Origin of the sequence: Luteolibacter sp. LG18, assembly GCF_036322585.1 — a bacterium.
GTDB lineage: Bacteria > Verrucomicrobiota > Verrucomicrobiia > Verrucomicrobiales > Akkermansiaceae > Luteolibacter.
In genome coordinates, this window is record NZ_AP024600.1 from 4313868 (window position 1) to 4340355 (window position 26488).

14 protein-coding genes are annotated in these 26488 nt (G+C 65.3%); 8 read left to right on the plus strand and 6 right to left on the minus strand.

Annotation, left to right across the window (positions count from 1 at the left end):
• The first annotated feature begins 161 nt into the window (after positions 1-161).
• Together llg_RS16980 and llg_RS16985 are read left to right on the plus strand one after the other, a co-directional pair.
• On the plus strand, positions 162-3122 hold the full coding sequence (locus llg_RS16980) for a DUF4982 domain-containing protein (RefSeq protein WP_338285947.1): 2961 nt from the start codon (positions 162-164) through the stop codon (positions 3120-3122).
• A 424-nt stretch (positions 3123-3546) separates the two neighbouring features.
• Complete coding sequence (locus tag llg_RS16985; protein ID WP_338285949.1) at positions 3547-4350, plus strand: substrate-binding domain-containing protein; 804 nt, start codon at positions 3547-3549, stop codon at positions 4348-4350.
• 73 nt (positions 4351-4423) lie between these two features.
• Here llg_RS16985 and llg_RS16990 read toward each other — a convergent pair whose 3' ends face one another.
• On the minus strand, positions 4424-9157 hold the full coding sequence (locus llg_RS16990) for a LamG-like jellyroll fold domain-containing protein (protein ID WP_338285951.1): 4734 nt from the start codon (positions 9155-9157) through the stop codon (positions 4424-4426).
• A gap of 391 nt (positions 9158-9548) precedes the next feature.
• Here llg_RS16990 and llg_RS16995 point away from each other — a divergent pair, with 391 nt between their 5' ends.
• From llg_RS16995 to llg_RS17015, 5 genes are read left to right on the plus strand one after another with little or no spacing between them, the layout of a single operon-like run.
• The gene (locus llg_RS16995; protein WP_338285952.1) at positions 9549-10568 is read left to right on the plus strand and encodes a MoxR family ATPase; all 1020 of its coding nucleotides are present in this window, start codon (positions 9549-9551) and stop codon (positions 10566-10568) included.
• Between the two features lie 11 nt (positions 10569-10579).
• Positions 10580-11473, plus strand: a complete 894-nt coding sequence (locus llg_RS17000; protein WP_338285953.1) for a DUF58 domain-containing protein — start codon at positions 10580-10582, stop codon at positions 11471-11473.
• Positions 11474-11476: 3 nt separating this feature from the next.
• Positions 11477-13573, plus strand: a complete 2097-nt coding sequence (locus tag llg_RS17005) for a BatA domain-containing protein (RefSeq protein ID WP_338285954.1) — start codon at positions 11477-11479, stop codon at positions 13571-13573.
• A gap of 8 nt (positions 13574-13581) precedes the next feature.
• A complete protein-coding gene (locus llg_RS17010; protein WP_338285955.1) occupies positions 13582-16014 on the plus strand; it encodes a DUF4175 family protein in 2433 nt (810 codons plus the stop codon).
• A 33-nt stretch (positions 16015-16047) separates the two neighbouring features.
• Positions 16048-18351 carry a glutamine amidotransferase gene (locus llg_RS17015; RefSeq protein WP_338285956.1) on the plus strand — a complete coding sequence of 768 codons (2304 nt, stop codon included), beginning with the start codon at positions 16048-16050 and terminating at the stop codon, positions 18349-18351.
• 31 nt (positions 18352-18382) lie between these two features.
• Here llg_RS17015 and llg_RS17020 read toward each other — a convergent pair whose 3' ends face one another.
• The 5 genes from llg_RS17020 to purC form a co-directional block, all read right to left on the minus strand.
• The gene (locus tag llg_RS17020) at positions 18383-21757 is read right to left on the minus strand and encodes an efflux RND transporter permease subunit (protein ID WP_338285957.1); all 3375 of its coding nucleotides are present in this window, start codon (positions 21755-21757) and stop codon (positions 18383-18385) included.
• Positions 21758-21766: 9 nt separating this feature from the next.
• On the minus strand, positions 21767-23449 hold the full coding sequence (locus tag llg_RS17025) for an efflux RND transporter periplasmic adaptor subunit (protein ID WP_338285958.1): 1683 nt from the start codon (positions 23447-23449) through the stop codon (positions 21767-21769).
• A 105-nt stretch (positions 23450-23554) separates the two neighbouring features.
• On the minus strand, positions 23555-23923 hold the full coding sequence (locus llg_RS17030) for a hypothetical protein (RefSeq protein ID WP_338285959.1): 369 nt from the start codon (positions 23921-23923) through the stop codon (positions 23555-23557).
• A 55-nt stretch (positions 23924-23978) separates the two neighbouring features.
• On the minus strand, positions 23979-24437 hold the full coding sequence (locus llg_RS17035) for a GNAT family N-acetyltransferase (RefSeq protein ID WP_338285960.1): 459 nt from the start codon (positions 24435-24437) through the stop codon (positions 23979-23981).
• Positions 24438-24465: 28 nt separating this feature from the next.
• Positions 24466-25179: a phosphoribosylaminoimidazolesuccinocarboxamide synthase gene (gene purC, locus llg_RS17040; RefSeq protein WP_338285961.1), complete on the minus strand. Its 714-nt coding sequence runs from the start codon at positions 25177-25179 to the stop codon at positions 24466-24468.
• 118 nt (positions 25180-25297) lie between these two features.
• On the opposite strand from purC, the gene llg_RS17045 reads away from it, so the two are divergent.
• Positions 25298-26485, plus strand: coding sequence for a polysaccharide deacetylase family protein (locus llg_RS17045; RefSeq protein ID WP_338285962.1), 1188 nt, complete (start codon positions 25298-25300; stop codon positions 26483-26485).
• Positions 26486-26488 lie beyond the last annotated feature (3 nt).

The window sequence follows — 26488 nt, forward strand, 5'->3', positions numbered from 1 at the left end:
TTATGCTTCCCCCTTCCGATTACTGCGAACGGGGTATTGGCGGAATGGAGGGATTCATCGGATCATCGTGCCTTGATGCCTTCGGGGCCTGATCGGCCATCGGGGAAATCGCTCCGAGTCCATTTGTCACCGTGATCCGCCAATTGCCCACCGTTTATTCCATGATGAAGTTTCCGCTCTCCCTTCTCGCGTTGGTCCTCGCGGTGACCGCCCCGCTCCATGCCCAGGACATGGCGGGCCCGGGGCCGAGGACGAAATACAATTTCAATCCCGGGTGGATGGTGAATGCCGGCGATGCCGCGGGTGCGGAATCCCCCTCGTTCGCGGACGCGGGCTGGAAGAAGGTCACCTTGCCCTACGCGTGGAATGAAGACAGCGCGTTCAAGGTGGACATCGACCAGCTGCCGACCGGGATCGCGTGGTATCGGAAACATTTCAAGGTGCCCGCGGACGCCGCGGGGAAGAAGATCTTCCTGGAGTTCGAAGGGATCCGGCAGAAGGGGCAGTTCTTTCTGAATGGCGAGCTCATCGGGAAGAACGACAACGGTGTCATGGCGTTCGGGTTCGACATCACCGACAAGGTGAAACCCGCGCCGGCGGAGAACGTCCTGGCGGCCCGCTTCGACAACGCTTGGGGCGGCAGGCAATGGAACGACCGGAATTTCTACGCCAACTACGGCGGCATTCCCAAGAACGTCTTCCTGCATGTCACCGACAAGCTCCATCAGACCCTGCCGCTGTACTCGAACCTGGGCACCACCGGCACCTACATCCATGCCGGGAATTTCGACATCGCCGGTCGGGCGGCCACCGTCACCGCCGAGTCCCAGGTGAAGAACGACCATGCGGAGCCGACGAAGTTCAGTTACCAAGTGACCGTCGCCGGGATGGACGGGAAGGTCGTCCAGACGATCCAAGGCGGCGAGCAGACCCTCGCGGCGGGTGAAACCAAGCTGGTGACCGCGAGCGGGCGGGTTTCGAACCTGAATTTCTGGAGCTGGGGGTATGGTTATCTCTACCGTGTCACCACCACGCTCTCGGTGGGAGGAAAGCCGGTGGACTCGGTGACGACCACCACTGGATTCCGCAAGACGGAGTTCGGCCACGGGATGCTGAAGCTCAATGACCGGGCGATCCAGCTCAAGGGCTATGGCCAGCGGACCACGAATGAATGGCCGGCGGTGGGCTCCGCGGTCCCGGCCTGGATGAGCGATTTCAGCAACGGCCTGATGGTGGAGAGCGGTGCCAACCTCGTGCGTTGGATGCATGTCACGCCTTGGAAGCAGGACGTGGAATCGTGCGACCGGGTGGGCTTGATCCAGGCGATGCCGGCCGGGGATTCGGAGAAGGACGTCGGCGGCCAGCGCTGGACGGAGCGGGTGGAGGTGATGCGCGACGCGATCATCTACAACCGCAACAATCCGAGCATCGTCTTCTACGAGTGCGGGAACGCCGGAATCAGCGAGGAGCACATGGCGGAGATGAAGGCCCTCCGCAACCAATACGATCCGTATGGCGGGCGCGCGATCGGAGCGCGTGACATGCACGACAGCAAGGAAGCCGAATACGGCGGGCACATGCTCTACATCAACAAGAGCTCCACCAAGCCGATGTGGATGATGGAGTATTCCCGCGACGAGGGGCTGCGGAAATACTGGGACGACTGGACGGCGCCTTTCCACAAGGATGGCGATGGCCCCATGCACCAGAACAAGCCGGCCTCCGACTACAACCGCAACCAGGACAGCCATGCCGTGGAGAACGTGCGGCGGTGGTTCGAATACTGGCAGGAGCGTCCGGGTACCGGGGAGCGGGTGAATGCCGGGGGCGTGAACATCATTTTCTCGGACTCCAACACCCACCACCGCGGCGCGGAGAACTACCGCCGCAGCGGCGAGGTGGACGCCATGCGGCTCCCGAAGGATGGCTTCTTCGCGCACCAGGTGATGTGGGATGGCTGGGTGGAGGTGGAGAAACCGCGCATCCACCTCATCGGGCACTGGAACTATGCGCCGGGAGTGACCAAGCCGGTGTATGTCGTCTCCTCGGCGGACCGGGTCGAGCTTTTCGTGAACGGACAATCGCTCGGATTCGGCGAGCAGAGCTCGCGCTTCCTCTACACGTGGAAGAGCGTTGCGTTCCGTCCCGGTTCGATCAAGGCGGTGGGCTATGACAAGGGCGGGAAGAAGCTGTGCGAGACGGCGATTCAAACCGCCGGGGCTCCCGCCGCGATCAAGCTCACGCCGCGCACCGGGCCGGGCGGCCTGAAAGCGGATGGTGCCGACCTCGCGCTGGTGGACGTGGAGGTCGTGGATGCCCAGGGCAACCGCTGTCCCACGGCCATGAACTTGATCCAGTTCGATCTCCAAGGACCGGGCGAATGGCGGGGTGGCATCGCCCAGTCACCCGATCGGCCGGACAATTTCATCCTCTCCCGGGAGTTGCCGGTGGAGTGCGGGATCAACCGCGTGATGCTCCGGTCCCAGCCGCAGGCCGGGGAGATCACGCTGCGCGCGAATGCGGCGGGATTGAAACCCGCGACGATCAAGATCCCGTCCGTCGCCTTTCCGGTGCTCGATGGCATGGCGAAGACCCTGCCGGATGCCGGGTTGGCAGCGCCGCTGCTCCGCGGGCCGACCCCTGCCGGAAATTCCCTGGCCCCGGCACGGAAGGCCGTGCACATCGCGGCCGCCACGGCGGGCTCGAACGCGGACCAAGCTGGCATGGCGTTCGACGACAGCGAGAAGACCAATTGGAAGAGTGACGGCAAGCCGGGCACGGGATGGATCGAATTCACGATGGACCACCCGGCGGTGATCAGCGAGATCACGCTGAAGCTCGGGCAGTTCAAGAAATCCTATCCGCTGACCATCACCGTGGATGGAAAGGGCGTCTATTCTGGCGAGACGCCGCCGAGCCTCGGCTATTGCACACTGAAGCTCGAACCCGCGCTGGGCAAGACGGTCCGCATCACCCTGGCGGGCGCCATCAAGGATGGCGGGGCATTCGACATGACGGAGATCACGGGCAAGAAGCTCGACGATGCCGGTGGGAAACCGGTGAAGGGTGCCTTGGAGATTTCCGAGGTGGAGATCTATGAGCCGGTGAAGACCGGTCGATGATTGGAGGCGAGGTCGCGGCACCCTTGCGGGCGGTGCCGCGGTTCCATCCAGCCCGGGTCGTTCCGGGTTTTGAAACTGGTTCCTGAAGCGGACCGGTGGCATTCCGAAACCGGTTGCAGAGGTTTTCGGAAGGCGGTAGGGGCGAGATGGAATGATCAGTTCACGTGGTAATCTACTCATGGAATCGGCGACGGCGACGCTCCGCGACGGGATCCGGGAGGGACGTTGGCATGGGTTCCTGCCAGGAATCCATCAACTGAGGTTGGAGATGGATTTCGGGAGGGCGACGCTGGAGCGGGCCTTGGCGGTGTTAACCCACGAGGGCGTGCTCGCGGAGGCGCGACATGGCCGGCGGCGGGCGATCCTGCGTCTGCCGGCTCGTGAACGAAGGCCGCGGATGCTGAGGCTGGGATTGGTCCTGCCAGTGCACTGGCGTGATGCGGACCGGGAGGATGTGGAGTTCGTGACGAGCCTGCAACTGGCGATCGAGCGGGAGGGATGCGGATTCACGATCTATCCGGGTCACCGGGCCGTGAACTCGGGATTCGAGCCAGTGAGGAAGATGGCGGGAAGGGAGCCTCCTGATGCATGGGCGATTTACCAAGGTGGCCGGAGATTGATCGAGGAGTGCCGGCTGGCGCATCCACGGACGCTTGCGTTGGGGGGAGCGGTGGCCGACCTCGACATGGACGTGGTGGCGTGGGATGGCGGGGTCTTGGTGAAGCGGTCGCTGGAGATCCTGTTGAAGGCCGGTCACCGGCGGATCGTGCTTCCCCTGGTGAAAACGTGGAAGGATGGCGAGCACCGGGGCGTGGCGGCTTTTTACCGGGAGATGCGAGAGGCGGGGATCGCGGTCCAACCATCCTTTCATCTGCCGGTGGTGCCCGGGGGAGCGAGCGGCTTCCGGGAAATGCTCGAGCGGTTGTGGCGCTGGACGCCACCTACTGCGTTTATCGTACAAACGGCGAGCCAGGCGGTGGAGATGCTGTGTTTCGCGGGCAGCCGCGGGCTTTCGGTGCCGGAGGATTTATCGGTGATCGCGTTGTGCTCGAATCCGCTGCTGCGGGAGCTGCGCCCCTCCATCCTGGGATTGGCGGTCGAGAGTTCGAAACTGGTGCCGCACGTGGTGAACTGGTTCGTGCAGCCGCCGGCACCCGCGCGGAAGGTATTGCTGTATCCGAGTCTGGGTAGCGGGGACAGCGTGGGTCCGCCGCCGAGGGGGAACTGATGGCCTATGAACGGAAAGGCGTGCGGGCGCGTTTCCGCACCCGCACGCCGCATGGTCCCGGGAAGGGAGTTCTTCAGGGAGCGACCGTGATGTTGTCGAAGGTCGCCACCGAAGGGGTGGTGGTGTTGTTTGAACAGACGGCGAGCCCGATGTAGATGTTCGCGGCCATCGGTAGCGAGAGATCGGAGCCGCGCTGGGTCCAGGTGGTGCCGTTCGTGGAGGTGAAGGCCTTGATGGTGTCACCGGTGCGGGTGAGGCGCACCCACATCGGGGCGCTGCCGGAGACACTGCCTCCCTGGGTGCTGGAGCCGCTGGTGGTGGCACGGTATTGGAAGGCCGCGCCGCTGCCGGCGGAAACGATCATCATGGCGTGCTTCGATCCGGCGGTCAGCGACTCGCGGATCATCACGCCCGCCTTCGCCCAGGTGTGGGTGTTCTGGACCCCGGTGACGCGTGCGGTGATGGAGCCATCGGCGCTTAGAGGCTGGTAGACGTAGCGGAAGTCGTCCGCGGCGTTCCAGATGTCCGCGCCGCCACCGGCGACGGTGTAGACGCCATCGCTGCGCAGCGAGCTGCCGGTGACACCGAGGGTGCCGATGTCGGTGGCCTGCCAGATGCTGTCGAGCGGGGTGTTCGCGAGCGCCTGCATCTCGGTGGCGGAAAGCGCCCGGGTGTAGAGCCGGGCATCATCGAGGGTGCCATTGAGACGACGGGTGGCCTGGTTGGTGTCCCAGCCGAGATACAGCGGGGCGGTGAAGGTGCCGGGCGAATGGGCGGTGGTGTTGACGGCCGTTTGCATCGCGCCGCCTTCCGGCTGCATGTAGAAGGTGGCCTTGGTTTCCTCGATCACCACGCCGCAGAACGTCCAGGTGTTGTCCGGCACGACCAGGCCGCTGGAGTAGCCCCAGTTGCCGCCGTTCCAGGTGTAGCGCAGGTCGTTTGAGGGACCGAACATCATGCCCGAGGCCGCGCTGCTGCGGGAGAACACGATGCCGGTGTAGGCGACCTGGCTGCCATTCCGTTTCACCCACGCCGAGAGGGTCGTGCGCGGGGTGCTGACACCGGGAGCGGTGATGAGCACGGATTGGGTGGTGCCGTTCATGCCGATGCCGCCGTCGATCTTGCCGGTGGCCCAGGGAGCGGCGTTCTGGACGGTGCCGTTCTGGGAGGTGCGGCCGGTGGCCTCGGCGGCGGTGGTGCCGGTTTTTTCATCGAGACGCCACCAGGCGTGGAGACCGCTGTAGAGGGCCGCGGGTCTGGAGGTGGCCGACGAGGTGCTGGAGCCGAGCGCTGTTTCCAATGCGTCGGAGAAACCATCGGCATCGGTGTCCACCGGGGCGCCGGGATCGGAGTTCGCGACGGAAACCGTGACCGTGGCGGTGGAGCTGCCGCTGGTGTAGGTGAAGGTGTCCGTGCCGTAGAATCCGGCGATGGATTGATAGACCAGCGCGCCGCCGGAACCGGTGACGACGGTGCCGCTGCCCGGCTGGGTGTAGGACGTCACCGCGATGGTCTTGCCATCGAGGCGGTAGTCGTTCGCGAGCACGTTGATGCTCACGGCGGTGCCGGTGGTGGTGGACGCGGTGTCGGCGGCGAGCACGCCGACCGAGCAATCGACATCGGTCACGACGCCGTCCGCATTCAGCGTGAGGAGGTAGGTGGAGCCATCGACGGCGATTTTCGTGATGCGGCCGTTGTCATCGCGGGTGAGATCGGCGTAGTGGTTGATCCAGTTCACCTGTTCCGGGGAGGCCTGATACTTCGTCTCGACCAGGTTCACGCGGTTGAGTCCGGCGGAGAGGAAGTCGATGTAGGTGACGACCTCGTTGATGTTCGCCCTCATCGGCCCGGCACCGGTGGCGCTGGAGCGGCGGAAGCGGTCGACGGCACCGATGAGGCGGCCGGGGCCGTTGGCGAAGTGGTGGTTGGCCTGGGTCGAAAGGGATTCCTGCGAGTTGTCGAGGAACCAATCGATGCTACCGCGCATGAACGAGGTGTTCCGGAACACGGATCCGGGACCGGTCGCCCAGTAATTGGACCAGGCGGTGGCCCAGTTCGCCTCCACGCCATCCCACAGGCCCTTGCTGAGGAAGTTGGCCTTGGTGGCGGCGACGTCGCGCCAGCCATTCGATCCGGCGATCACGTCCGGACCGGCGGCGGTGGTGAGGATGAGCCCCCAGCGCTTGCGGAGGTTCTGGTTGGCTCGGGAGTTCACGTAGCCATCCAGTGAGTGGGCGACCTCGTGGCCGGTGACGAAGCTGAAATAGTCGCCGCTGGCGGCACCGGCTCCGAGCACGGTGTTGATGGCGGTGGTCAGGTCGCCGGCCCATTCATTGGCGGAGCCGAGTGCCCAATCGCCGAAGGTGTTCTTTGTGCTGTTTGGCGTCCAAATGAAGCCGCCGCGGGCATCGCCGTAGAGCTGATCCATGGACAACATGGCGTCCGGGAACAACTCGCGGGGATGGCGGCGCATGAAGTCGCGAATGGTGCCATAGGCGGCCGGGACGGATTTCGCGTTGTCCCCGAGGGCGAGCCCGCATTCCAGGTAGATCGTGCGCGCCGTGCCGGTGAGGTTCATGATGTCCGCGATGGCGGTGCGGTTCGCGGGCGTGTCCTCCTTCGCGTAGGTGAGGATCACCCAGTTCTGCAGGGCGATGCTGGGGACGTGGTGGTAGACCGCGGTGTCCAGCGTCTGGTATTTCAGGAACGAGTATTTCGCCACGTGCGCGGCGAGCGCGTTGTAAACGGCATCGCGCACGCCGAGGGTGCCGGTCTCGAGGTGGGCGATGAGGTTGCGGTTGGCGTTGTTGACCAGGTTGAGCAGCTCATTGCTGTTCGCGGACAGGGCGGTGCCGAGGTCGGTGGGGTGCGCGTCGTAGATCGCCTCGATGGCGGCTATGCTCTGGGCGATGGTCTGCGGCGCGCCGTAGGCGATGAACATCTGGGTGCCGCTGTGGCCGCCGATGACCATGTCCGGATAGCCATCGGCATTGAGGTCCGCGAAATCGACGATCGCCCCGTTGGTGAGCGCGTGGAAATCGGGAGTGGTGCCGGCGCTGGTGGTGATGGAGAAAGTTTTGGTGGCCGTCATGGTGGCGGTATCACGGCGGTAGGTGATGTCGCCCCAGTTGATGCCCCAGATCAGGTCCATCGCGCCGTTTCCGTTCAGGTCATGGAGCCTCGGATAGAGGTTGTAGGAGCTGTTGAAGAGCACCGTCGGGGTGCCGAACTTCGGAGCGCTGGCGGTGCCGACGTTCTGGTAGCGCTGGAGGTTTCCCGAGCCGGTGCCGGTGACGATGTCGACGAGGCCGTCGCCCTCCCAATCGCCGATGTCGAAACGGCGGTCGGAGAGGACGAGATCGGTGTTCGAGGCATCCTTCGCGATCGTGTAGGCGGCGAAGACCGGCGCTGCTCCCGCGGCGGCGGTGTTCGGGTAGATGCGGAGCTTGTTCGCGGAATCCGCCATCACGAGATCGCGGACGCCATCGCCGGTCATGTCGACGAAGGCGATGGGCGAGCTGCTGGTGCCGGCGTAGATGTCGACGCCCGCGGCTTGGACCTTGGTGCCGGAGTCGAAGGAAGGCGCGGTGGTGGTGCCGGTGTTCAGGTAGCGCCAGACGTAGCCGCCAGCGCCGATGAGGAGGTCTTTTTTTCCGTCGCCATTCCAATCCAGCACCCGGGGAACGCGGAGACCGCTCTGGGAGATGTCCACACCGCCGGACTGGAGGGTGGTGAGGCCGCCGTAGGTGAGGAGGGGAACGCCTCCGCCCGCGGGTTCGGTGACCACTTTCACGTTCATGGTCGCGCGGTGGTAGCCGCCCGCGCCGTCCTCGACGACGACGGCGAAGCTGTCAGTACCGAGATAGCCGGAGGAGGCGGTGTAGGTGAACGAGCCGTCGCCATTGTGGGTCACCGTGCCGTGGGACGGCTGGGTGAACGAGAGCACGGAGAGTGGATGGTTCTCCACGTCATAGGCGCGGGCGAAGACGCTCCTGGTGGTGAAGGGATGGGTGTTCACACCATCAGTGGTGGTGTCCCACACCTTCGGCGCGTGGTTGGTGTAGAGGGTGGTGACAGTGGCGGGCGAGATCACCTGGTTGAAGGCCGTGACCTGGTCGAGTCGTCCTTGGTAATAAACCGCGGCGGAGCCGTTTTCGAGGCGGCCGAGGCTGGTGAACGAGGTGGCCTTCGTGCCGGCGGGTCCGGTGGCGGATGCGGAGAGTACGCCATCCACGAAGATCTGGGCGGCGCCGGTGGTGGCGTTGCGGGTCATCACGATGTGATGCCAGGTGTCGTCGTTCACCGGATTCGCGGAGCGGGCGACGAAGGTGTTGCCGACCGAGAGGGCGATGCGGCCGGTGTTGTCGATCCAGCCGAACTGGACGCCGCCGGTTGTGGCGGAGCCGGTGATACCTGGAGCGGTGGTGACGGTGGAGGTCCCGACCTGGGTGGTGCGGATCCAGAACGACAGCGAGGTGGTGCCGCCTAGGCCGGTGGCGAGGTTGGTTCCGGCGTTCACGTATTGGTTCGTGCCGTCGAACGACAGCGCGGTGAACTGGCGACCGGAGACCCAGTTTGCCGCGCCCATGTTCTGGAGTGTGGCGTTGGGCGAGCTGCCGTAATTGTAGGCCGTGGTGCCGGTGTAGGCGGTCTGATAGGGGCTGTCGTGCCAGTCCGGGCCTTCGTCGAAGTTCCAGTGGTGGATGAGGCCAGGCAAGGGGGTGGCGTGGAGGCCGAGCGGCGCGAGCGCCGTCAGAAGTCCACCGACGAGCGGAAGCTTCCGCTGCAAAGAATGGGTGTTTTTCATGGGTTTGTGAACGAGTGCAGAGACCGGGGCAAGGGCCCACGGGTAGCTGGGTCAGCTAGACCGGGCGCGGCGGCAGGTCCAACAAGTCCGTGGTTCTCCACTGTGCCACGAACGGCACAGTGGAGCGCGGATTGCACGATCCGGGGATATGGACTGGCTCGATTGGTGAACCAGATGGGCCCCTAGGGGAGCCGGGAGCCCGGGGCGGGTGGCACGGGCGTTGCTGCGGTGAAGGTGGATTTTTCCCACAGCGGGATTTCCTCACTAACCTGCCCGAAAGTGTTGTCATTCGTAGTACGGTTTTCCGCTTGCTTCCCCGCTTGACCCGGGAGGTTTGGAATCATTAGTCGGCTGGATACCCACTGTTCGAACTCGATCAAAAGCCCCTTGCATGACCCCGGAAGCCACCTTGTCCCCCGCCGCCGCCGGTGAGAAACTGGCGCAATTCATGTTGGACCGCGCCGCGGCGCTGAGGTCCGAGCTTTCCAAGGCCATCGTGGGCCAGACGGAGGTGGTGGACGATGTGCTGCTGACGCTTTTCTGCGGCGAGCACGCCCTGCTGACCGGGGTACCGGGGCTGGCGAAAACGCTGCTGATCCGCTCGCTGGCGGAATCGGTGCACCTGGGTTTCAACCGCATCCAGTTCACGCCGGACCTGATGCCGACGGACATCACCGGCACGGATATCATCCAGGAGGATCTCTCCACCGGGCACCGTGAGAAGCTTTTCCTGAAGGGGCCGGTGTTCACGAACCTGCTGCTGGCGGATGAAATCAACCGCACTCCTCCGCGCACGCAGGCGGCGATGTTGCAGACGATGCAGGAGCGGCAGGTGACGGTGGGCGGCGTGACCTACACGCTGCCGAAGCCGTTCCATGTGTTCGCGACGCAGAACCCGATCGAGCAGGAAGGAACTTATCCGCTGCCGGAGGCGGCGGCGGACCGCTTCATGCTTTCGATCGAGATCGGCTATCCGACGGTGGAGGACGAGGTGCGGATCGTGACGGAGACCACGGGCACGCGGCAGGCGGCGATCCAGCCGGTGATCACAGGCGAGGAGCTTTTGAAAATCCAGCAGGGCGTGCGCGCGATGCCGGTCTCGCAGGACGTGGTGCACTACGCGGTGCGGTTGGCAACGGCGACTCGGCCGGGCAGCCCGCATTGCCCGAAGGAGCTGGCGGAGCTGCTGCGCTGGGGCGCGGGCCCGCGTGCCTCGCAGTATCTCATTCTCGCGGCGAAGGGACGGGCGGCGATGCTCGGCCGGCCATGCGCGGATTTCGAAGGCGTGCGCTCGGTGGCGCGTCAGGTGCTGGGACACCGCATCCTGCCGGGCTTCAAGGCGCGGACGCAGGGGATCGGCTCGGCGGAGCTGGTGACGAAGGTCCTGTCCGTGGTGGGCGAAAAAGCCTGACCGCCGCCGCCATGCCGGAACCTGTCATCCAGCTCGACGAGGAGCTGCTGGAAGCGATCCAGGATCTTTCCCTGGCCGCGCGGCACCTTGTGAACGGATTCCTGCAAGGCCAGCACCGCAGCGCGCAGCGCGGGTTGAGCCAGGAGTTCGTGGCTTACCGTCCGTATCTGCCGGGCGATCCATTGAAAAACGTGGATTGGAACGTGTGGGCGCGGAGCGATCATCTTTTCGTGCGGCAGTTCCGGCATGAATCGAACTTCCGCGGCTATCTCGTGCTGGACGCGAGCCGGTCGATGGACTTCGGGGACGGGGCGACGAACAAGTTCACCTACGGCAGGCTGCTGGCGGCGTGCCTGGCCTCGCTGATGCTTGCGCAGATGGACGCGCCGGGGTTGGCGATCACGGGCCTTTCCGAACGGATGCCGTGGATCCCGCCGAGCACGCGGCAGGACCAGATCGACCGGCTTTTCCACGAATTGGAAACGACGCGGGCGGATGGAAGGATTCCCGGGCTGGGGGACATCGGCCCGCTGACGTCCGAGTGCCGGCGGCATTCGCTGGCGGTGTGGATCACGGATGGATTTTTCGATCCGGAGGAGGGCATCAATTTGCTCCGGCAGTTCCGGCTTCAGGAGACGGACGTGCTGGTGTTTCACCTGCTGCATCCGGACGAAATGAACCCGCCCTACCAGGGCGAGGTGCTGCTGACGGATAGCGAGACCGGCGAGGAGATGCTGGTGGATGGCGCGCAGCTCCGGCGGGACTACGCGCCGCGGCTGGCGGAGTTCCTTTCCGGGATCGAAAACCTGTGCGTGGGGCACGAGGCGCATTACTGCCGGATCATCACCAACGAACCGCTCGATGTGGCCCTGCATCGCTACCTGGCGGCACGTGAACAGCTCTGAACGATGACCTTGGCGAACGTCCTGCTTTTTTCCCTGGGAGTGGCGGCCATCGCGGCGCCGCTGTGGGTGCACCTGCGGTTGGGGAAGGTGAAGAAGCGCGCGGTGGTGAGCACGCTGCGGCTGATGAAGGCCACGCCGCAGACCTCGAAATCGCCGCGGCGGTTGGTGGATGTGCCACTGTTCCTGCTGCGGGCATTGATGGTGCTGCTGGTGGCGCTGGGGTTCGGGCGGCTGTTGATCCCCGGGCTGCGGAGCGCGGACGCGCAGGAGTATGCGGTGTTCGTGCTGGATGTTTCCGGCAGCATGCAGGCGCGGAATGGCAAGGTGTGGGAGGAGGCGCGGCGGGAAACGCTGGAGGCGCTGGGACGGCTCAACCAGAGCTCGCGGGTGGCGGTGGTGCTTTCGCCTGCCGGACTGGACAAGACGGAGTGGCAGACGCCATCGCAAGCGGTGTCCAAGGTGAAAGCACTTTCGGCGGGCTACGGCGCGAATCGTATTTCAACCTCGGTGCGGGAGGCGGTGACGCTGTTGGCGGAGATGCCGGAGGATCATGCGAAGGTGCTGCACGTGGTCAGCGATTGCCAGCACGCGGCATTCGCGGACATCGACCGGGCTACGATCCCTTCGGATGTGGAACTCCGGGTTTCGAAGGTGGGGGAAGAGCGGCTTTCGAACCGGGGCGTATCGGTCTCGGTGGTGGCGGCGGGCATGACCGACCTCGGGCTGTATGCGCTGTCGGATGGTTCGGGCGGGTCGTTGAAGCTGGAGGAAAACGGCAAGGCCAGCCAACTCCCGGTGGGTAGCGGCCAGGACGCGGCACGGATGACCCACGCGGGAAAGAAGGATGAATGGGTGGTGCGGAAACTGGAACTGGAGGACGCGGACGCCTTGATGGCGGACAACACGGCCTACGATGTCTACCAGGCGCAGGACGAGATTCCGGTGTGGCTGTGGGAGCCGGCGGGCGAGCCCTCGCAGGCCGAACCGGCGACCCGGTCGGCGGGGCGGATTCCGGGGCAGACGACCGGGCCTCGTGAACGGCATGTCTATGAACAGGCGTCCTACTACGTGGGTCGTGGATTGCAACCGGCGGTGGAGGAAGGCGGTGCGACGGCTTCGCGCTATCGCCCGATGACGCTCACGGACAAGAACGTGGCGGAAGCAGCGGCGAAGGCGGGGGAGAAATCCGCGCCGCGGTTGTTGATCGTGCCCGCGGGCAAGGTGGTGCCGGACGCGTTGAAGGACCTCGTGAAGGCCGTGGTGGAAGCGGGTGGATCGGTGGTCTTTTTCGGCGGACCGGAGTTGGATAGGAACGCATTCGACGCGGCCTTCGGAGAGCTGTCCGGGGTGAAACCGGGTGCGATGGAGGACTGCAAGGGGTCGCCGGTGCTGGCGGAGATCACGGAGGGAAATCCGCTGTGGGGCGGGCTGGATGCGGCCTCGCGGCGGCAGTTGACGAAGGCCCCGCTGAAGTTCCGTCATGCGCTGGAGACGCGGTTGAATGCACGGACACTGGTTTCGTATGCGGACGGGGTGCCGTTCGTGGTGGAGCACGCGAGCGGACGCGGGCAGGTGTTTTTCGTGAATACTTCGGCGGACCGCGCGTGGGGTGATTGGTCGGCCTCCGCGCCGTTGTTTGTGCCAGCCCTGCATTTGCTGGCGGCGCGGGCGCTGGGCGACGATTCGTTTTTGCCTGCGCACGAGCCGGTGTTGGCGGGAGAGCCGGTGACGCTGCGGCTTTCTCCAACATTCGCGGGGCGTTTCCTGAAGGTCGGATCGGGCAAGTGGCCGGTGGGATCGGACGGGCGCGTGGCCGGAGTGGTGTTCGAAAAACCGGGCGTGATGGACCTGACGCTCGAGGACGGGACAAAGGCGGGGAAACTCGCGGTGAATTTCCCGCCGGTGGAATCGGCGCTGGAGTTTTATTCGGGGCCGGTCGTGCGGCAGCGGTTGGAATCGCTGCGGCAGAAAGGCGGCGGGTCGTCGATCCGTTGGGAGGGAGAAGCGCAGGGCGGACTGGCATGGCGGTTGTGCCTGCTGGGTGCCGCGCTGCTGATGTTGATTGAACCGGTGATCGCCAACCAGAGGGCCAGAGCATGAATGCCGAGTTGAAACCGATCCTTGCCGGGCAGCGGAAGCTGCGCCGCTCCGCCTCGATCTCGCGCTGGGGCATCCTCGGCGTGATGGCGGTGGCGTTGCCGCTGGGCGCGTTCGCGTGGTGGGATCGCGGGATGGTGCTGTCGCCGCAGTGGCGGTGGACGGGATTCGTGCTGTGGCTCGCGGGTGTGATCTGGATGATCGCGCGGGCGGGCAAGGCTTTCCGGATACCGGCGCAGCGCGAGATCACGTCGCTGTTGGACGGACATGCGGCCTTGAAGCATGGCTATGTGATTTCGACGGCGGTGGAGATCGATGCTCCGCGCACGGACAAGCCGGAGGAGGCCGCACTGCTGGCGCGGTTGCACAGCGAGGCAGGACGTCTTGCCTCCGAAACAGTGACGGCGCATCCGCGGCCACGGCTCTGGCAGGTGACGCTGGCGTGCCTGGGAGTTGTCCTCGTGGGATCGGCCGGACCGTTTCCGGTGGCACGGCTGCTTCAACCCTGGAAGGAGCTTCCTTACACCACGATCACTTTGGTGGGGCCGGAGCGGAAGCCGATCGAGCGCGAGCCTTTCACCGTGATTGGTCAGGTGAATGGCCGGGTGCCGAAGAACGCGGTGCTTCAGGTGAGTGGCGGCGTGGAGATCCCCGTGATCGTGGAGGCGAGCGGAGCCTTCCGCCACACGTTCACGAATGGCGTGCTGGCACCGGTGACGTTTGTGGCGCGTGGTGCGGAAGACGGGATTTCGGCTCCGCTGGCGATCACGTTCCGCGACCTGCCGCATCCGGAGGTTTACGATCATCGGATCACGCCGCCGTCCTACACCCGTCGGCCGGAGTTCGCGGAGAACCAGGCGGCGTTCTCGGTGCTGCGCGGCAGCAAGATCCACTACGGCGTGGTGTTCAATCGCGAGACCACGGGGGTGAAGCTGGTGTTCGATGACAACGAAGCTCCGGTGGAACTCACGCGCGATGCGTCCCGTCCGCTGGCGTGGGGAGCCGACTTGCCGGTGCTGAAGCGCACCGTGGGCTACCACCTGGAAGCGATCGATGGCGAGGGCGTGTGGCGTCAGGCGGTGGAACTGGCCCAGATCGTGGTGATGCCGGACAAACCGCCGGTGGTCGATCTCGGCGCGCACAACGAGACCAAGCTCAAGTCGCCGCATGACACCTTCGCGATGGATTTCAAGGCCAGTGACGACATCGGTTTGATGGATGTGCGGGTGCGTTACCAGCGGGTGGGGGACAAGGAGTGGAAGGAGAAGGTCATCCGATTGTCCGAGCCCGGCACGCGCCAGCAATCGGCCGAATGGAAGCTGCCTCTGGATGAACTCGGCGTGGTGCCGCACGACATGGTGGCGGTGGTGATCCAGGCGCGGGATGGCAACACGGTGGACGGCCCCGGCAAGGGCAGCCCGGAGCCGATCCTGATCGAGGTGCCGGAGGAACCCAAAGACAAGGACGAGCACGCGGGTGGTGGCGGTGGTGGTGGCGGGGAAAGCCAGCAGGTGAACCCGCTCGATATCCAGCGCCAGATCTATCGCGACACGCTGCGGCTGTCGGTGGGGCGGCAGGCCCCGAGTGCTGCGGAGCTGGTGCGCCGCCAGGAGGAGAACGTGAAGAATCTCCAGGAGATGGCGGACAAGATGGCCGGGCAGGCTCCGCCGATTTTCGCAGGCTTGCTGGAGAATGCCCGCAAGAGCGCGGTGCAGGCGACGGAGGAGCTTCAGATGCTGTCCTACCGGCACGGGAATTTCCAACCGGCGATGGAGAAGCAATCGGCGGTGATCGACGCGCTGGTGAAGGCCGCACGCATCCAGGCCGAGCAACAGCAGCAGGGTGGTGGCGGCGAAGGGGGGCAACCCGCGACCGGGAAGCAGTTCACGTTGAACAGCCCGAATTCGAAATCCGCGCCTTCGCCGGAAGAGCAAAAGGAGCGGTTGGAACAAGCGCTCGCCGATTTGCGGAAGCTGTTGAAGGAGCAGGAGGACCTCAACAAGCAAATGGGCCAGCAGCCGAACAAGGGGCAGCAGCCCGGTCAGCAAGGCCAGCAAGGATCCTCGCCGGGTGGCCAATCGCAGGGCAGCGGGGCACCGGATCTCGCGGCCCGCCAGCAGGACGCGCGCGCACAGTCGGAGCGGATTCGCGGGCAGCTCGAATCGCTGCAGAAGAGTGAGAACGGCGGCGATCCCGCTTTGGCCGCGGAGCAGATGAAACAGGCGGAGCGCCAGCAGCAGGCGGCGGCCGCGGCGATCGCGCGGGGTTCGGCAATGGCCAGTCGCAATGGCGAGGCCTCGTCCGCGGCCTTGGAAAAGGCGCGCCAACTCGCGGAGTCGCTGCAAGGGCAGACGCCGGGTGAGAGCACCGAGGCGGAGACGCGCGCGCCCGGGTACCAACACCTGATCCAGGAATATTCGAGACGGCTTTCGTATGACCAATAGGCATTGCATCCGCTTCAGGCAGGGAGGTGCGGCATGATCGCGCTCACCTATGTGGTCCCCGGCTGGTGGCCATGGGCAACCGCGGTCTTCGCGGTGGTGGCGGTTGTTTCCGGATGGTTGCTGATCCGTGGAACGCATCCGCATTTGCCGCGGCGGATGCGCGTTTCGCTGTGGGCATTGCGGGTGATCGCGGGGGCGTTGCTTCTGCTGTGCACGCTCGATTGGCGGAGCGAGAGCACGCGCGAGGACTCGGACAAACCGATGCTGCGGGTGCTGGTGGACAAGTCCGCGAGCATGGCGGTGAAGGACGCCGCGGGTGGTCGTTCGCGATACGAGGACGCGGTGGATCAGGTGGCGACTGTGGTGCGTCCGAAGTGGAACGACCCGGCGCGCCTCGAAACGTTCTTCGCCGGAGACGGCCTGTCGACGGGCGATCCTGTCACCGTGGTTCCGGATGCGCCGCGCAGCGCGCTCGGTCGATCGCTGCGCGAGGCGCTGGAGCAGACCGGCGTGCAGTCGTTGGGAGGGGTGCTGTTGCTCACCGATGGCGCGGCGAGCGATCCGGAAGACCTGCGGGCGTCGGCGCGGCTGTATCGCACGGCCCGTGTGCCGGTGTTTCCGTGGATAATGGGGACCACGTCGCAACCCGCCGACGTGCGAATCGTTTCCGCGCGCCTGCGGCAACCGAGTCCGGCCCAGGCGAGCGTGCACCTGGAGATGACGATTGAAAGTCCCGGGAACGAGGGCAAGGAGACCTCGCTCACGGTCAAATTCAGCGGCCAGACCCTGCTTCAGCAGACCGTGCGTTTGGACGGCAAGCGGCAGGAGGTGAGCGCGGATTTCGTGTCGCCGTATCTCGGTTGTCATTTCTACGACATCGAGCTGACGCCGCTGGAGGGCGAGAGCGTGGTGGAGAACAACCGCACGCGGGCGGCGTGCGACCTTCATCGCGATCCGATCCGCGTGCTCTACATGGAAGGAAGCGAGCCGCATGAATCGTCGTATCTGCGCGACGGCCTGGAAGCCGATCCCGAGATGTCGGTGACGTGCCTGCATTTCCCGGGGCAGGGCTCGGTGGAATCGCTGGCGGCGCAGGCGATCGCGATCCGCGGCAAGGACGAACGCGTGTTCTACGACGGCCAGGGGCGCGAGGTGCCGAGCGTGTGCCACAAGACCCGCGGTTTTCCGGCGACGCTGGAGCAATTGCTGAAGTATGACGTGGTGATCGACAGCGACATCATCAAGGAGGCGTTCTCGCCGCAGCAACTCGCGGACACCGTGGCCTTCGTCGAGCAATTCGGCGGCGGCTTCGTGATGGTCGGCGGCCAGACCTCGTTCGGGGCCGGTGGTTATGAGACCACGGTGATCGACAAGCTGATGCCGGTGGAGATCGCCAATAAGAGCGACCCGATGTGGTTCCCGTTCCAGGTGAAAGTCACCGAGGCGGGATTGACCCATCCGGTGATGAAGGTGGGCGCGAATCCGGCGGAGACGACGGCGGCGTGGTCGGCGCGGTTCCCGGGTTTCCAAGGGGCGAATTACGCCCGCCGTGCCAAGCCGGGCGCGCATGTGCTGGCGCGGGTGGAGGCACCGGGCACGGCGATGAACGAACTGGTGTTGTTCGCGGTGCAGAACATCGGGCACGGGCGCACGATGGCGTTCATGTCGGACACGACGAGCAGTTGGGGATCCAGTTTTGAAACGGTATGGGGTGAATCGCGGACCGACGCGAAGTATTACCGGAAGTTCTGGAACAACGCCATCCGCTGGCTGGCCGCGGACCGCATCGCGCGGAAGGGCGGCCAGGCGGTGATCGAAACGCCATCGGCCGAGGTGACGGTTGGCGACACGGTGGCAGTCCGGGTGGCCGCGCTTTCCGCGGCGGACTTGCCGGGATTGGAACTCAACGTGCGCGAGGGCGAGGAAGCGCCGCGCGTGGTGCCGCTGCAATGGGATGGCGCGCGCCGGAGCTGGGAGGGATTCTTCACTCCGAAGGGCGCGGGCGATGTGTTGATCGAGGCGGCCTACAAGAACACCGAGGGAACGCCGGTGGTCACCCGCTCCGGTGTGGTGGTCCGGGCGAAGGGCGATGAAACCATCGCCGTGGCGGCACGTCCCGACCTCATGGCGGAACTCGCGCAGGAGACCGGCGGCACGGTGATGGATGCGGCGAACATCGACAAGGTGCTCGGTGACTTGGCATCGCGCTCGGTGCCGGTGGTGTGGAAGCGGTCTCTGCCGGTGTGGGACCGGTGGTGGGTGTTGCTGCCGCTGTTGTTGGTGGTGGTGGCGGAGTGGTTGGTTAGAAGAAAGCTGGAGCCGGTGGGGAGAAGGTGAGTTGGTAGAGGGGGCGACGTTCCTCGCCCGGTCATTTCGGCGAAATGACCCTACCTTCGCGCTTGAGATGCCGCCCGTGCAACCAGAGGAAGATCACGGGCGTCACGATGAGGATGTGGAGGAGGCTGGAGATCATGCCGCCGATGACCGGGGTGGCGAGAGGCTGCATGATTTCCGTGCCCTGGCGGTGGCTCCACATGATCGGCAGCAGGCTGGCGACGATGGTGGCCACGGTCATCACCTTCGGGCGGAGCCGGAGCCGCGCACCGTCGATCACGGCCTGGACCAGATCGGCGTGGGTGAAGGCGTCGCCGAGTTCGGCCATCCGCTTCCGCACCGCTTCCTCCAGATAGACCACCATCACGACGCCGGTTTGCACGGCGGTGCCGAAGAGGGCGATATAGCCAACCCACACCGCGCCGTTGAAATTGTATCCCAGCAGCTTCTGCAGGAACACGCCGCCGCTCAGGGCGAAGGGCACGGCAAGCATCACGTGGGCGGCCTCGGCGAAGCTGCGGTAGACGATGAAGAGCAGGATGAAGATCACGCCCAGCACGGCGGGCACCACGAGCAACATGGTGTCGGCGAAGCGTCGCTGGTTCTCGTATTCACCGGTGAGGGCGGGGATCATGCCTTCCCACTCGACCTGCTTCAGCCGCTGCTCCACTTCCGCGACGAAACCGCCGAGGTCGCGGCCCTCGACGTTCGCCTGGACGTAGGAACGTAGCTTGCCGTTCTCGCTGGCGATCTCATTCGCTCCGGTCTCGCGGGTGATCCTCGCAACCATGGCGAGCGGGATGGTGCCGGTGGCGGGAGCTTCGGGTGCCGGGGCGGTCGCTGCGGGAGCGGTGGTGCCTCCCATGGATGACATGCCGCCGCCACCGGAGGCTGCCGGGGCAGGGGCGGCATTCATGCCCGCGGGCAGGGCGACGGGGATGCGGCCGACTTTTTCGATGTCATCGCGCTCGCCGCGCTCCAACCGGACCTGCACGGGATAGCGTTCGCGGCCTTCGATGGTGACGGTGACGTTCTTGCCGCCGAGCCCGACTTCCACGGCATCGAGCACGTCCTTCGCGCTGAGCCCGTAGCGGGCCATCGCGCGGCGATCGACCTCGATGTTGAGGTAGGGCTTGCCCTGCACGCGGGACGGCGAGACGCCGGTCGCGCCGGGGATCTCGCGGATGATCTTCTCGACCTCGAAGGCCTTGCGCTGCACCGCCGAAAGGTCGTCGCCGAGGATCTTCACGCCGACCTGGGCGCGGATGCCGGTGTAGAGCATCAGGATGCGGTTCTCGATTGGCTGGAGAAACGCGGGCACGTAGCCGGGCACCTGTTTCATCGCCTCGGTGAGCTCGGCCTTGAGTTTGGCCACGGTCATGCCCTCGCGCCACGCCGGATTGCGCTTCACGCCCCATCGCCCGTCCGGGATGTATTCGGGTTTCAGCGTGATGGTGGTTTCCAGCATCTCGATGGGCGCGGGATCGGTGGCGGTTTCGAAGCGGCCCATCTTGCCCGCGACGGTTTCAATCTCGGGCACGGAGGCGAGCACCTTGTCCTGCCACGCCATCACGCGCTGGATCTCGGTGGCACCGGTCTTCGGCAGCAGCACCGGCATGTAGAGAAGGCTGCCTTCATTGAGCGGCGGCATGAACTCGCGACCGAAGCCCGAGAACCATCCGGCCACCCGCGGATAGCCGCGGTCGTCGAGCGACTTCAGCCACGGGCGCGGCAAACCGAAGGCGGTGAGGATCGCCGCGGCGAGCAGCAGGAAGGCTCCGGTGATCACGGTGCGGCGGTGGTTCAAGGCCCAGCGCAACGCGGGATCGTAGAGGGCGAGCAGGAACCGCATCAGCAGGTTCCGGTCCTCGCCGTGGAAGGGCCCGCGCACGAAGATGCTGCACAGCACCGGCACGAGTGTGACGGCGAGCAGCGTGGAGCCGATCATCGCGAAGGTTTTCGTCCAGGCGAGCGGGTGGAACAGTTTGCCCTCCTGGCCCGCGAGCGCGAAGACCGGCACGAAGGCGAGGATGATGATCGCCATCGCGAAGAAGATCGGTCGACCGACCTGGTGGCAGGCATCGAGCGTGACCTGCCAGCGTTCACCGGCATCGAGCGGCGAGCCTTTTTCCCGCTCCGCGATCTCGGCGTGGCGCAGAACGTTCTCCGTGACCACGATGGCGGCATCCACCAGCACGCCGATGGCGATGGCGATGCCGGTGAGCGACATGATGTTGCTGGTGATGCCGGTCTCCTTCATCAGCAGGAAGGAAACGAGGATCGAAACCGGCAGTGGCAGGGTGACGATGAGGATGCTGCGGAAGTGCCAGAGGAAGATGATGTGGGCCAGGGTGACGAGGATGATCTCCTCGATGAGCGCGTGCTTGAGCGTGTCGATGGTGCGGTCGATCAACGTGCTGCGGTCATAGAACGGCTTGATGGTGACGCCGGGGGGCAGGGTCTTCTGGAGGTCGGCGACCTTGTCTTTCACGCGGGCGATCACATCGCGGGCGTTCTCGCCGGTGCGCATGACCACGGTGCCGCCGACGGATTCGTGGCCGGCGATGTCGAGCGCGCCGCGGCGGAAATCGCCGCCGGTCTGGATGGAGGCGAGGTCCTTCAGGTAGACGGGCGTGCCCTTCTCCTGCTTCACGGCGATGAGGCCGATGTCCTCGGTGTTCCGCAGCAGGCCCACGCCGCGCAGCACGAACTCCGCGCCGTTTTCCTCCATCACCTTGCCGCCCACGTTCAGGTTCGCGTTTTGGACGGCCATCATCACGTCATTGAGGGCCACTCCGGCGGAGCGCATGCGGGCGGGGGAAAGCTCGATCTGGTACTGCTTCACGTAGCCGCCGATGGAGGCCACCTCCGCGACGCCCTGCACGGACGCGAGCTGGTAGCGGATCCGCCAGTCCTGAAGCGAACGCAGTTCCGCGAGATCGTAGCCGCCGGACGGGGCCTTGGAGGCATCGACATCGAGGTAGTATTGATAGACCCAGCCGAGGCCGGTGGCATCCGGGCCGAGCTGCGCGGTGACGCCGGAGGGCAGGGTGCTCTGGAGGAAGTTCAGGCGCTCCAGGACGCGGCTGCGGGCGAAGTAGGTGTCCGTGTCGTCTTTGAAGATCACGGACACCAGCGAGAAGCCGAACATGGAGGTGGCGCGCACTTCCTTCACCCCGGCGAGTCCCTGCAGGCCGGTGGAAAGCGGATAGGTCACCTGGTCCTCGACCTCCTCCGGGCTGCGGCCCGCCCAATCGGCGTAGACGAGCACCTGGTTCTCGGTGAGGTCCGGGATGGCGTCGACCGGTGTGGTGACCAGCGCGCGGATGCCGAAGGCGATCAGCACGAGGGTGCCGCAGAGGACGAGGAACCGGTTGCGAAGGCTCCACTCGATGATGCGATGGATCATGGCGGTGGCTCAGGGTTGGATCTCCTCGCCGCAGTCCGGCATGGTGCTGCCGAAGAACGGGTTGTTGCCGGGTCGGTCTCCGGTCTGGATCCAGCGGCCTTTCGCGGCGCTGCCCGGGATGGCCTCATGGACCATCGGGCACTCCCAGACGTGGAACGAGGGCGAGCCCGCGGTGTGGCGCAGCGGTTGCAGGATCACCTCGGCGGCGGTGATGAACGCGTGGAAGCGCAGGCGCGCGTCCTTCAGCGTGGTGATGTTGTGGAAGTGCTGGTTCTGCTCCAAGTCGACGAGGGCAGAGGACGGCTCCGGGCGGGCCTTCATCGCCGCGATGAAACGCGCGGTGGTGTCCATGGCGGTGGCGGCCTCCTTGTTGAAGGATACGAGGTCGTCCTTGCCGAGGGCGGCGGCGAGGGCGTCCGAGAGCGCGAGGAAGTCCTTCACGGCGGTGGCTTCCTCATGGGTGAGGGCTTGTCCGGCGGGGGTGGTTTCGGGCTCGATGCCGCGGTTGATCTCGGCCTGGCCATCGAGCAGGAGATTGCCCTGGGTCACGACCTTGTCGCCGGGCTTGAGGCCGCCGAGCACCTCGATGAGATGATCGCCGGAGCGGCCGATCTGGATCACGCGCTGCTGGTAGGCACCGCCGCCTTGATCGACATAGACGATGGCGCGTGGTCCGGTGCGGAGCACGGCCGAGCGGGGAATGGCGAGCACATCAGGCACCGCCACCCGGACCTCGCCATCGGCGGAGACACGGTGGGAAAGCTGGCGTTTGCCCTCGACGAGCGGGTTCGCCAGCTCCACGCGGATCTTGGTGGCGCGGGTGATTTCATCGAAGTTCGGATCGATGAACGCGATCTTGCCGGTGATGGATTGGCCCGGCAGGGACTTGGCGTGGACGTCGACAGTCTGGCCTTGCTTGAGCCACGGCAGGTCCGATTCGTAGGCGTCGAACATGAACCACATGGTCGAGAAATCGGCGATCTCGAAGAGCGGGTCGCCTTGCTTCACGTATTGGCCCTCGTAGACCTTTTGGGCGACCACGCTGCCGGACATCGGGGCATGGAGGTCGGAGGTCAGGACGGAGGCGGGCTTGGAGAGCAGGGCCGGGATTTGCTCCGGGCTCAGGCCCATTTGCCGGAGGCGGATCGAGGCGGACTCGCGGCGCTGGGGTTCCAGCAGGCGATACTCGCCCTCGGCGACGAGCAGCATCTGGCTGTAGAAGGAGATCATCGGCTGGCCCGCGGTGATTTCGGCACCGACGTGGTTCACATGGAGCTTTTCGATGCGGCCATCGACGTAGGCGGAGACGATGCGGTGGCGGGTGGCGTCGTCATCGATCGTGCCGGCCACGGTGAGGGTGCGTTCGAGCGGCTGCTTTTTCGCGACAGCGGTTTCCACCCGCAGGACGCGCACATTGGTGGGATCGAGCATGACCATGTCCGGCCGTGCCTCGGTACCCTGCTGCCCCTCGTATACGGGCGTCAGTTCCATGCCGCAGATGGTGCAGCGGCCGGGTTTGTCCGACTTGATCCACGGATGCATGGTGCTCTGGTAATAGAGCACCTTGCGCTCGGAGGCGGCGGCAACGGGAGTGGCGGTGGCGGTGGCGGTGGCGGGTTCGTGGCGGGTGAGCCACCAGGTGGCGGGAATGGCGATGGCCGCAGTGAGAAGGATGGCGGGGAAAGTTTTCATGGTGCATTCGAGTCGGTGGATGGAAGGTCCAACCACGCCCTTTCCGGACCCAGACAGTGGGTCAACGGGATATCCGGGCGCAGTACGCCTGGGCAGGCATCCGGCTCAAATGAGGAAACTGCAGAACGCGACGGGCAGGGAGACACCGGCGTAACCGGCGGCGCGTTCACAGAAGAGAGGGGGAAGGTGGCGCGAAGCGGTGGTGCCGATGGTGATGCCAACGGTGGCCACGGGATCGAGCGCGGGCAGGGCGAGCTGGGCTTTCAGCTCCGGTGCCGGGGGTGCGATCGGGGTGGAGCGATCGTGCTCCTTCTGGTTCGTCGCGCAGGGGCAGGCGTCCGGTTTGTCGCAGCAGCCGCAGGTTTCCGACCGCGTGGCCGTTGACGGGGTGCAGGTGGCGGCGAGGCACGGGGCGATCTGCGCGAGCTGGAAGACCAGCGCGAGAAACAGACCGATGACCGCTTTTGGAAACACCAACCGGAAGATAACGAACCAACCGGGTTTATTCCAAGGAATTTCCCGATGGGGCTCAGGGCACCCAACGGAAGCGCTTCTTGCGCCGGGAACCGCCACGGTACTGGGGATCGTGCGGGGGCACGGGGATCTCCTCCAGGAAGACGCCACCGAGTTTCTCGATGGTGCGGATCGAGGCGGTGTTGTCCGGATCGGTGGTGATGATCACCGAGGGGTAAACGGTCCGGATGAAGGGGGCGGCGGCGAGGCAGCCCTGGCGCGCGTAGCCGAAGCCCCGGTAGAGCTCATGAACCGCGTAGCCGATGTGGCCGGCGTAGAGGTTGATGTGCTCGGTATCGCCGACCCGTAGGTTCACGTGGCCCGCGTCCCAGCCATCCGGCGTGAGGATGCGGAAGTGGTAGTAGGGCGCGAAACCCTGGACCAAGTCCGCGGGGACGAGTCGGTCGAAATACAAGCTGACATCCCCGAACGCGAGTCCGTCCGGGGGCAGGGGAAGGGGCGGTTCGTGGGACATCACGGGATGAGGGAACCGCCCGGGTGGCTCAGGCGGTGGCTTCCTTCACGCGCTCGAGGACTTCGGCGTAGGCCTCCATCACGTTGCCGAGGTCGCGGCGGAAACGGTCCTTGTCCATTTTCTCGCCGGTCTTGAGGTCCCAGAGGCGGCAGCCGTCCGGGCTGATCTCGTCGGCGAGGACGATGGTGGCTGGATCGGCGGCGAGGCGGCCGAACTCGAGCTTGAAGTCCACGAGCTTCAGGCCGCACTTGGCGAAGAAATCGATGAGGATCTGGTTCACCTTGAGGGCGGACTGGCGCAGGAAGGCGAGCTCGTCGGCGGTGGCGAGGGCCAGCTCGCGGATGTAGTCGTCGTTGACCAGCGGGTCGCCGAGTTCGTCGCTCTTGATGCAGAATTCGATGATCGGCTGGGAGAACTGGCGGCCCTCCTCGATGCCGGTGCGCTTGCAGAAGCTGCCAGCGGAGAAATTGCGGATGATCACCTCGACCATCAGGATGTCGACCTTCTTGACCTCGACATTGGTTTCGTCGATTTGGCGGACGAAGTGCGTCGGAACTCCTTCTTTTTCAAGGAATCCGTAGATCAGGGTGCTGATCGCGTTGTTGAGGCGGCCCTTGTTTTCGAACTGGGCCTTCTTCTCGCCGTTGAAGGCGGTGGCGTCGTTTTTGAATTCCATGCGGAGGACATTCGGGTCCTCGGTGGCCCAGAGACGCTTCGCCTTGCCTTCGTAGAGCGGATTCATGGGATTTACGTACGGGCGGGCCGTGCCGGGGTCAAGCCAGACGGGGAAAGGGAAGCGAAATCCCGGGGCGTTTCTGCCCTTTCCATTCCCCGGTTCCGGCCCTACTTTCCGCGCCGGAATGCTCCGCCGCCTTTTCATTTCCCTGTTTTCCGCCGCCGCGCTGCTTCACGCGCAGGACGAGCCCCCCGCACCGGTGCCCCAGTCCACGGCTCCGGAGGCCCCGCCCGCGATCCAGGATGACGCCACCCGGATCTCGGTGCTGGGCTACCACGAGCTGTCCGAGACCCAGCCGGAGACGGCGATGCGGATCCGCACTTCGAAGTTCCGCAAGCAGATGGAAACCATCCGCCAGCTCGGGATCACGGTGATCTCGCTGGACGATTACCTGGCTTGGAAACGTGGCCAGAAGACGCTGCCGGAGCGCTGCATCCTGATCACCCTGGATGACGGCTGGAAATCGGTCTACACCGACGCCTATCCGATCCTGAAGGAGTACAACTACCCCTTCGTGCTCTATTTGTACAAGGAATACGTGGACATCGGCGGCAAGTCGATGAGCACCGCGATGATTGAGGAGATGCAGAAGAATGGCGCGGCCATCGGCAGCCACTCGGTCAGCCACCCGTTCCCGGCGGTGGTGAAGTCCCACGCCAAGAAGGGTCCGGACGATTACGACGCCTTCCTCCGCAACCAGCTGGGGGAATCGAAGCGGTTCCTCGAAGGGAAGTTCAACTGCAAGGTCACGACCTACGCCTATCCCGGCGGCTACCACACCGACGAGATGTTCAAGCTGGCCGACGAGTTCGGCTACGACAACCTCTTCACCGTGATCCCGGGGAAGGTGAAACGCTCGACGCCGGGCATGACGGTGCCGCGCTACATGATTTTCGGGAACAACGACAAGATCTTCGACCTGGCCGTGTCCTTCCGCGAGGGCGGGGCCGTGGCCGGTGCGCCGGGAACCGCTCCGGGACTGGTGCAGACCACACCGGTGCCGGTGTCCCCCGAGGCCGGCGCGATGATCAACAGCCGCCTGCCGCTGATTACGGTGGATCTTTCCACCATCGCCGACCTCGATCCGGCCTCGCTGGTGATGAAGGTGGCGGGCTTCGGCGATGTGCCGGCCCAGTTCGATCCCAAGGCGAAGCGCCTGTCCTGGCGCGTGAACCGCAAGCTGCGCCAGCCATCGTGCATGGTCACGGTGAACTGGAAGGACACCAAGGGCAAGGCACCCGACATGCCGCTGCGCTGGTCGTTCCAGGTCGACCGCGACGCCGCCTACCTGCCCGAGGATTCCCAACAGTAATCC

What these genes read in the sequence shown, in the direction of transcription:
- llg_RS17005 (WP_338285954.1), top strand. Translation starts at nt 11,477, where the DNA reads ATGACCTTGGCGAACGTCCTGCTTTTTTCCCTGGGAGTGGCGGCCATC.
- llg_RS17020 (WP_338285957.1), bottom strand. Translation starts at nt 21,757, where the DNA reads ATGATCCATCGCATCATCGAGTGGAGCCTTCGCAACCGGTTCCTCGTC.
- llg_RS17035 (WP_338285960.1), bottom strand. Translation starts at nt 24,437, where the DNA reads ATGTCCCACGAACCGCCCCTTCCCCTGCCCCCGGACGGACTCGCGTTC.
- llg_RS17025 (WP_338285958.1), bottom strand. Translation starts at nt 23,449, where the DNA reads ATGAAAACTTTCCCCGCCATCCTTCTCACTGCGGCCATCGCCATTCCC.
- llg_RS16990 (WP_338285951.1), bottom strand. Translation starts at nt 9,157, where the DNA reads ATGAAAAACACCCATTCTTTGCAGCGGAAGCTTCCGCTCGTCGGTGGA.
- llg_RS16980 (WP_338285947.1), top strand. Translation starts at nt 162, where the DNA reads ATGATGAAGTTTCCGCTCTCCCTTCTCGCGTTGGTCCTCGCGGTGACC.
- llg_RS16995 (WP_338285952.1), top strand. Translation starts at nt 9,549, where the DNA reads ATGACCCCGGAAGCCACCTTGTCCCCCGCCGCCGCCGGTGAGAAACTG.
- llg_RS17000 (WP_338285953.1), top strand. Translation starts at nt 10,580, where the DNA reads ATGCCGGAACCTGTCATCCAGCTCGACGAGGAGCTGCTGGAAGCGATC.
- llg_RS17015 (WP_338285956.1), top strand. Translation starts at nt 16,048, where the DNA reads ATGATCGCGCTCACCTATGTGGTCCCCGGCTGGTGGCCATGGGCAACC.
- llg_RS17045 (WP_338285962.1), top strand. Translation starts at nt 25,298, where the DNA reads ATGCTCCGCCGCCTTTTCATTTCCCTGTTTTCCGCCGCCGCGCTGCTT.
- purC (WP_338285961.1), bottom strand. Translation starts at nt 25,179, where the DNA reads ATGAATCCGCTCTACGAAGGCAAGGCGAAGCGTCTCTGGGCCACCGAG.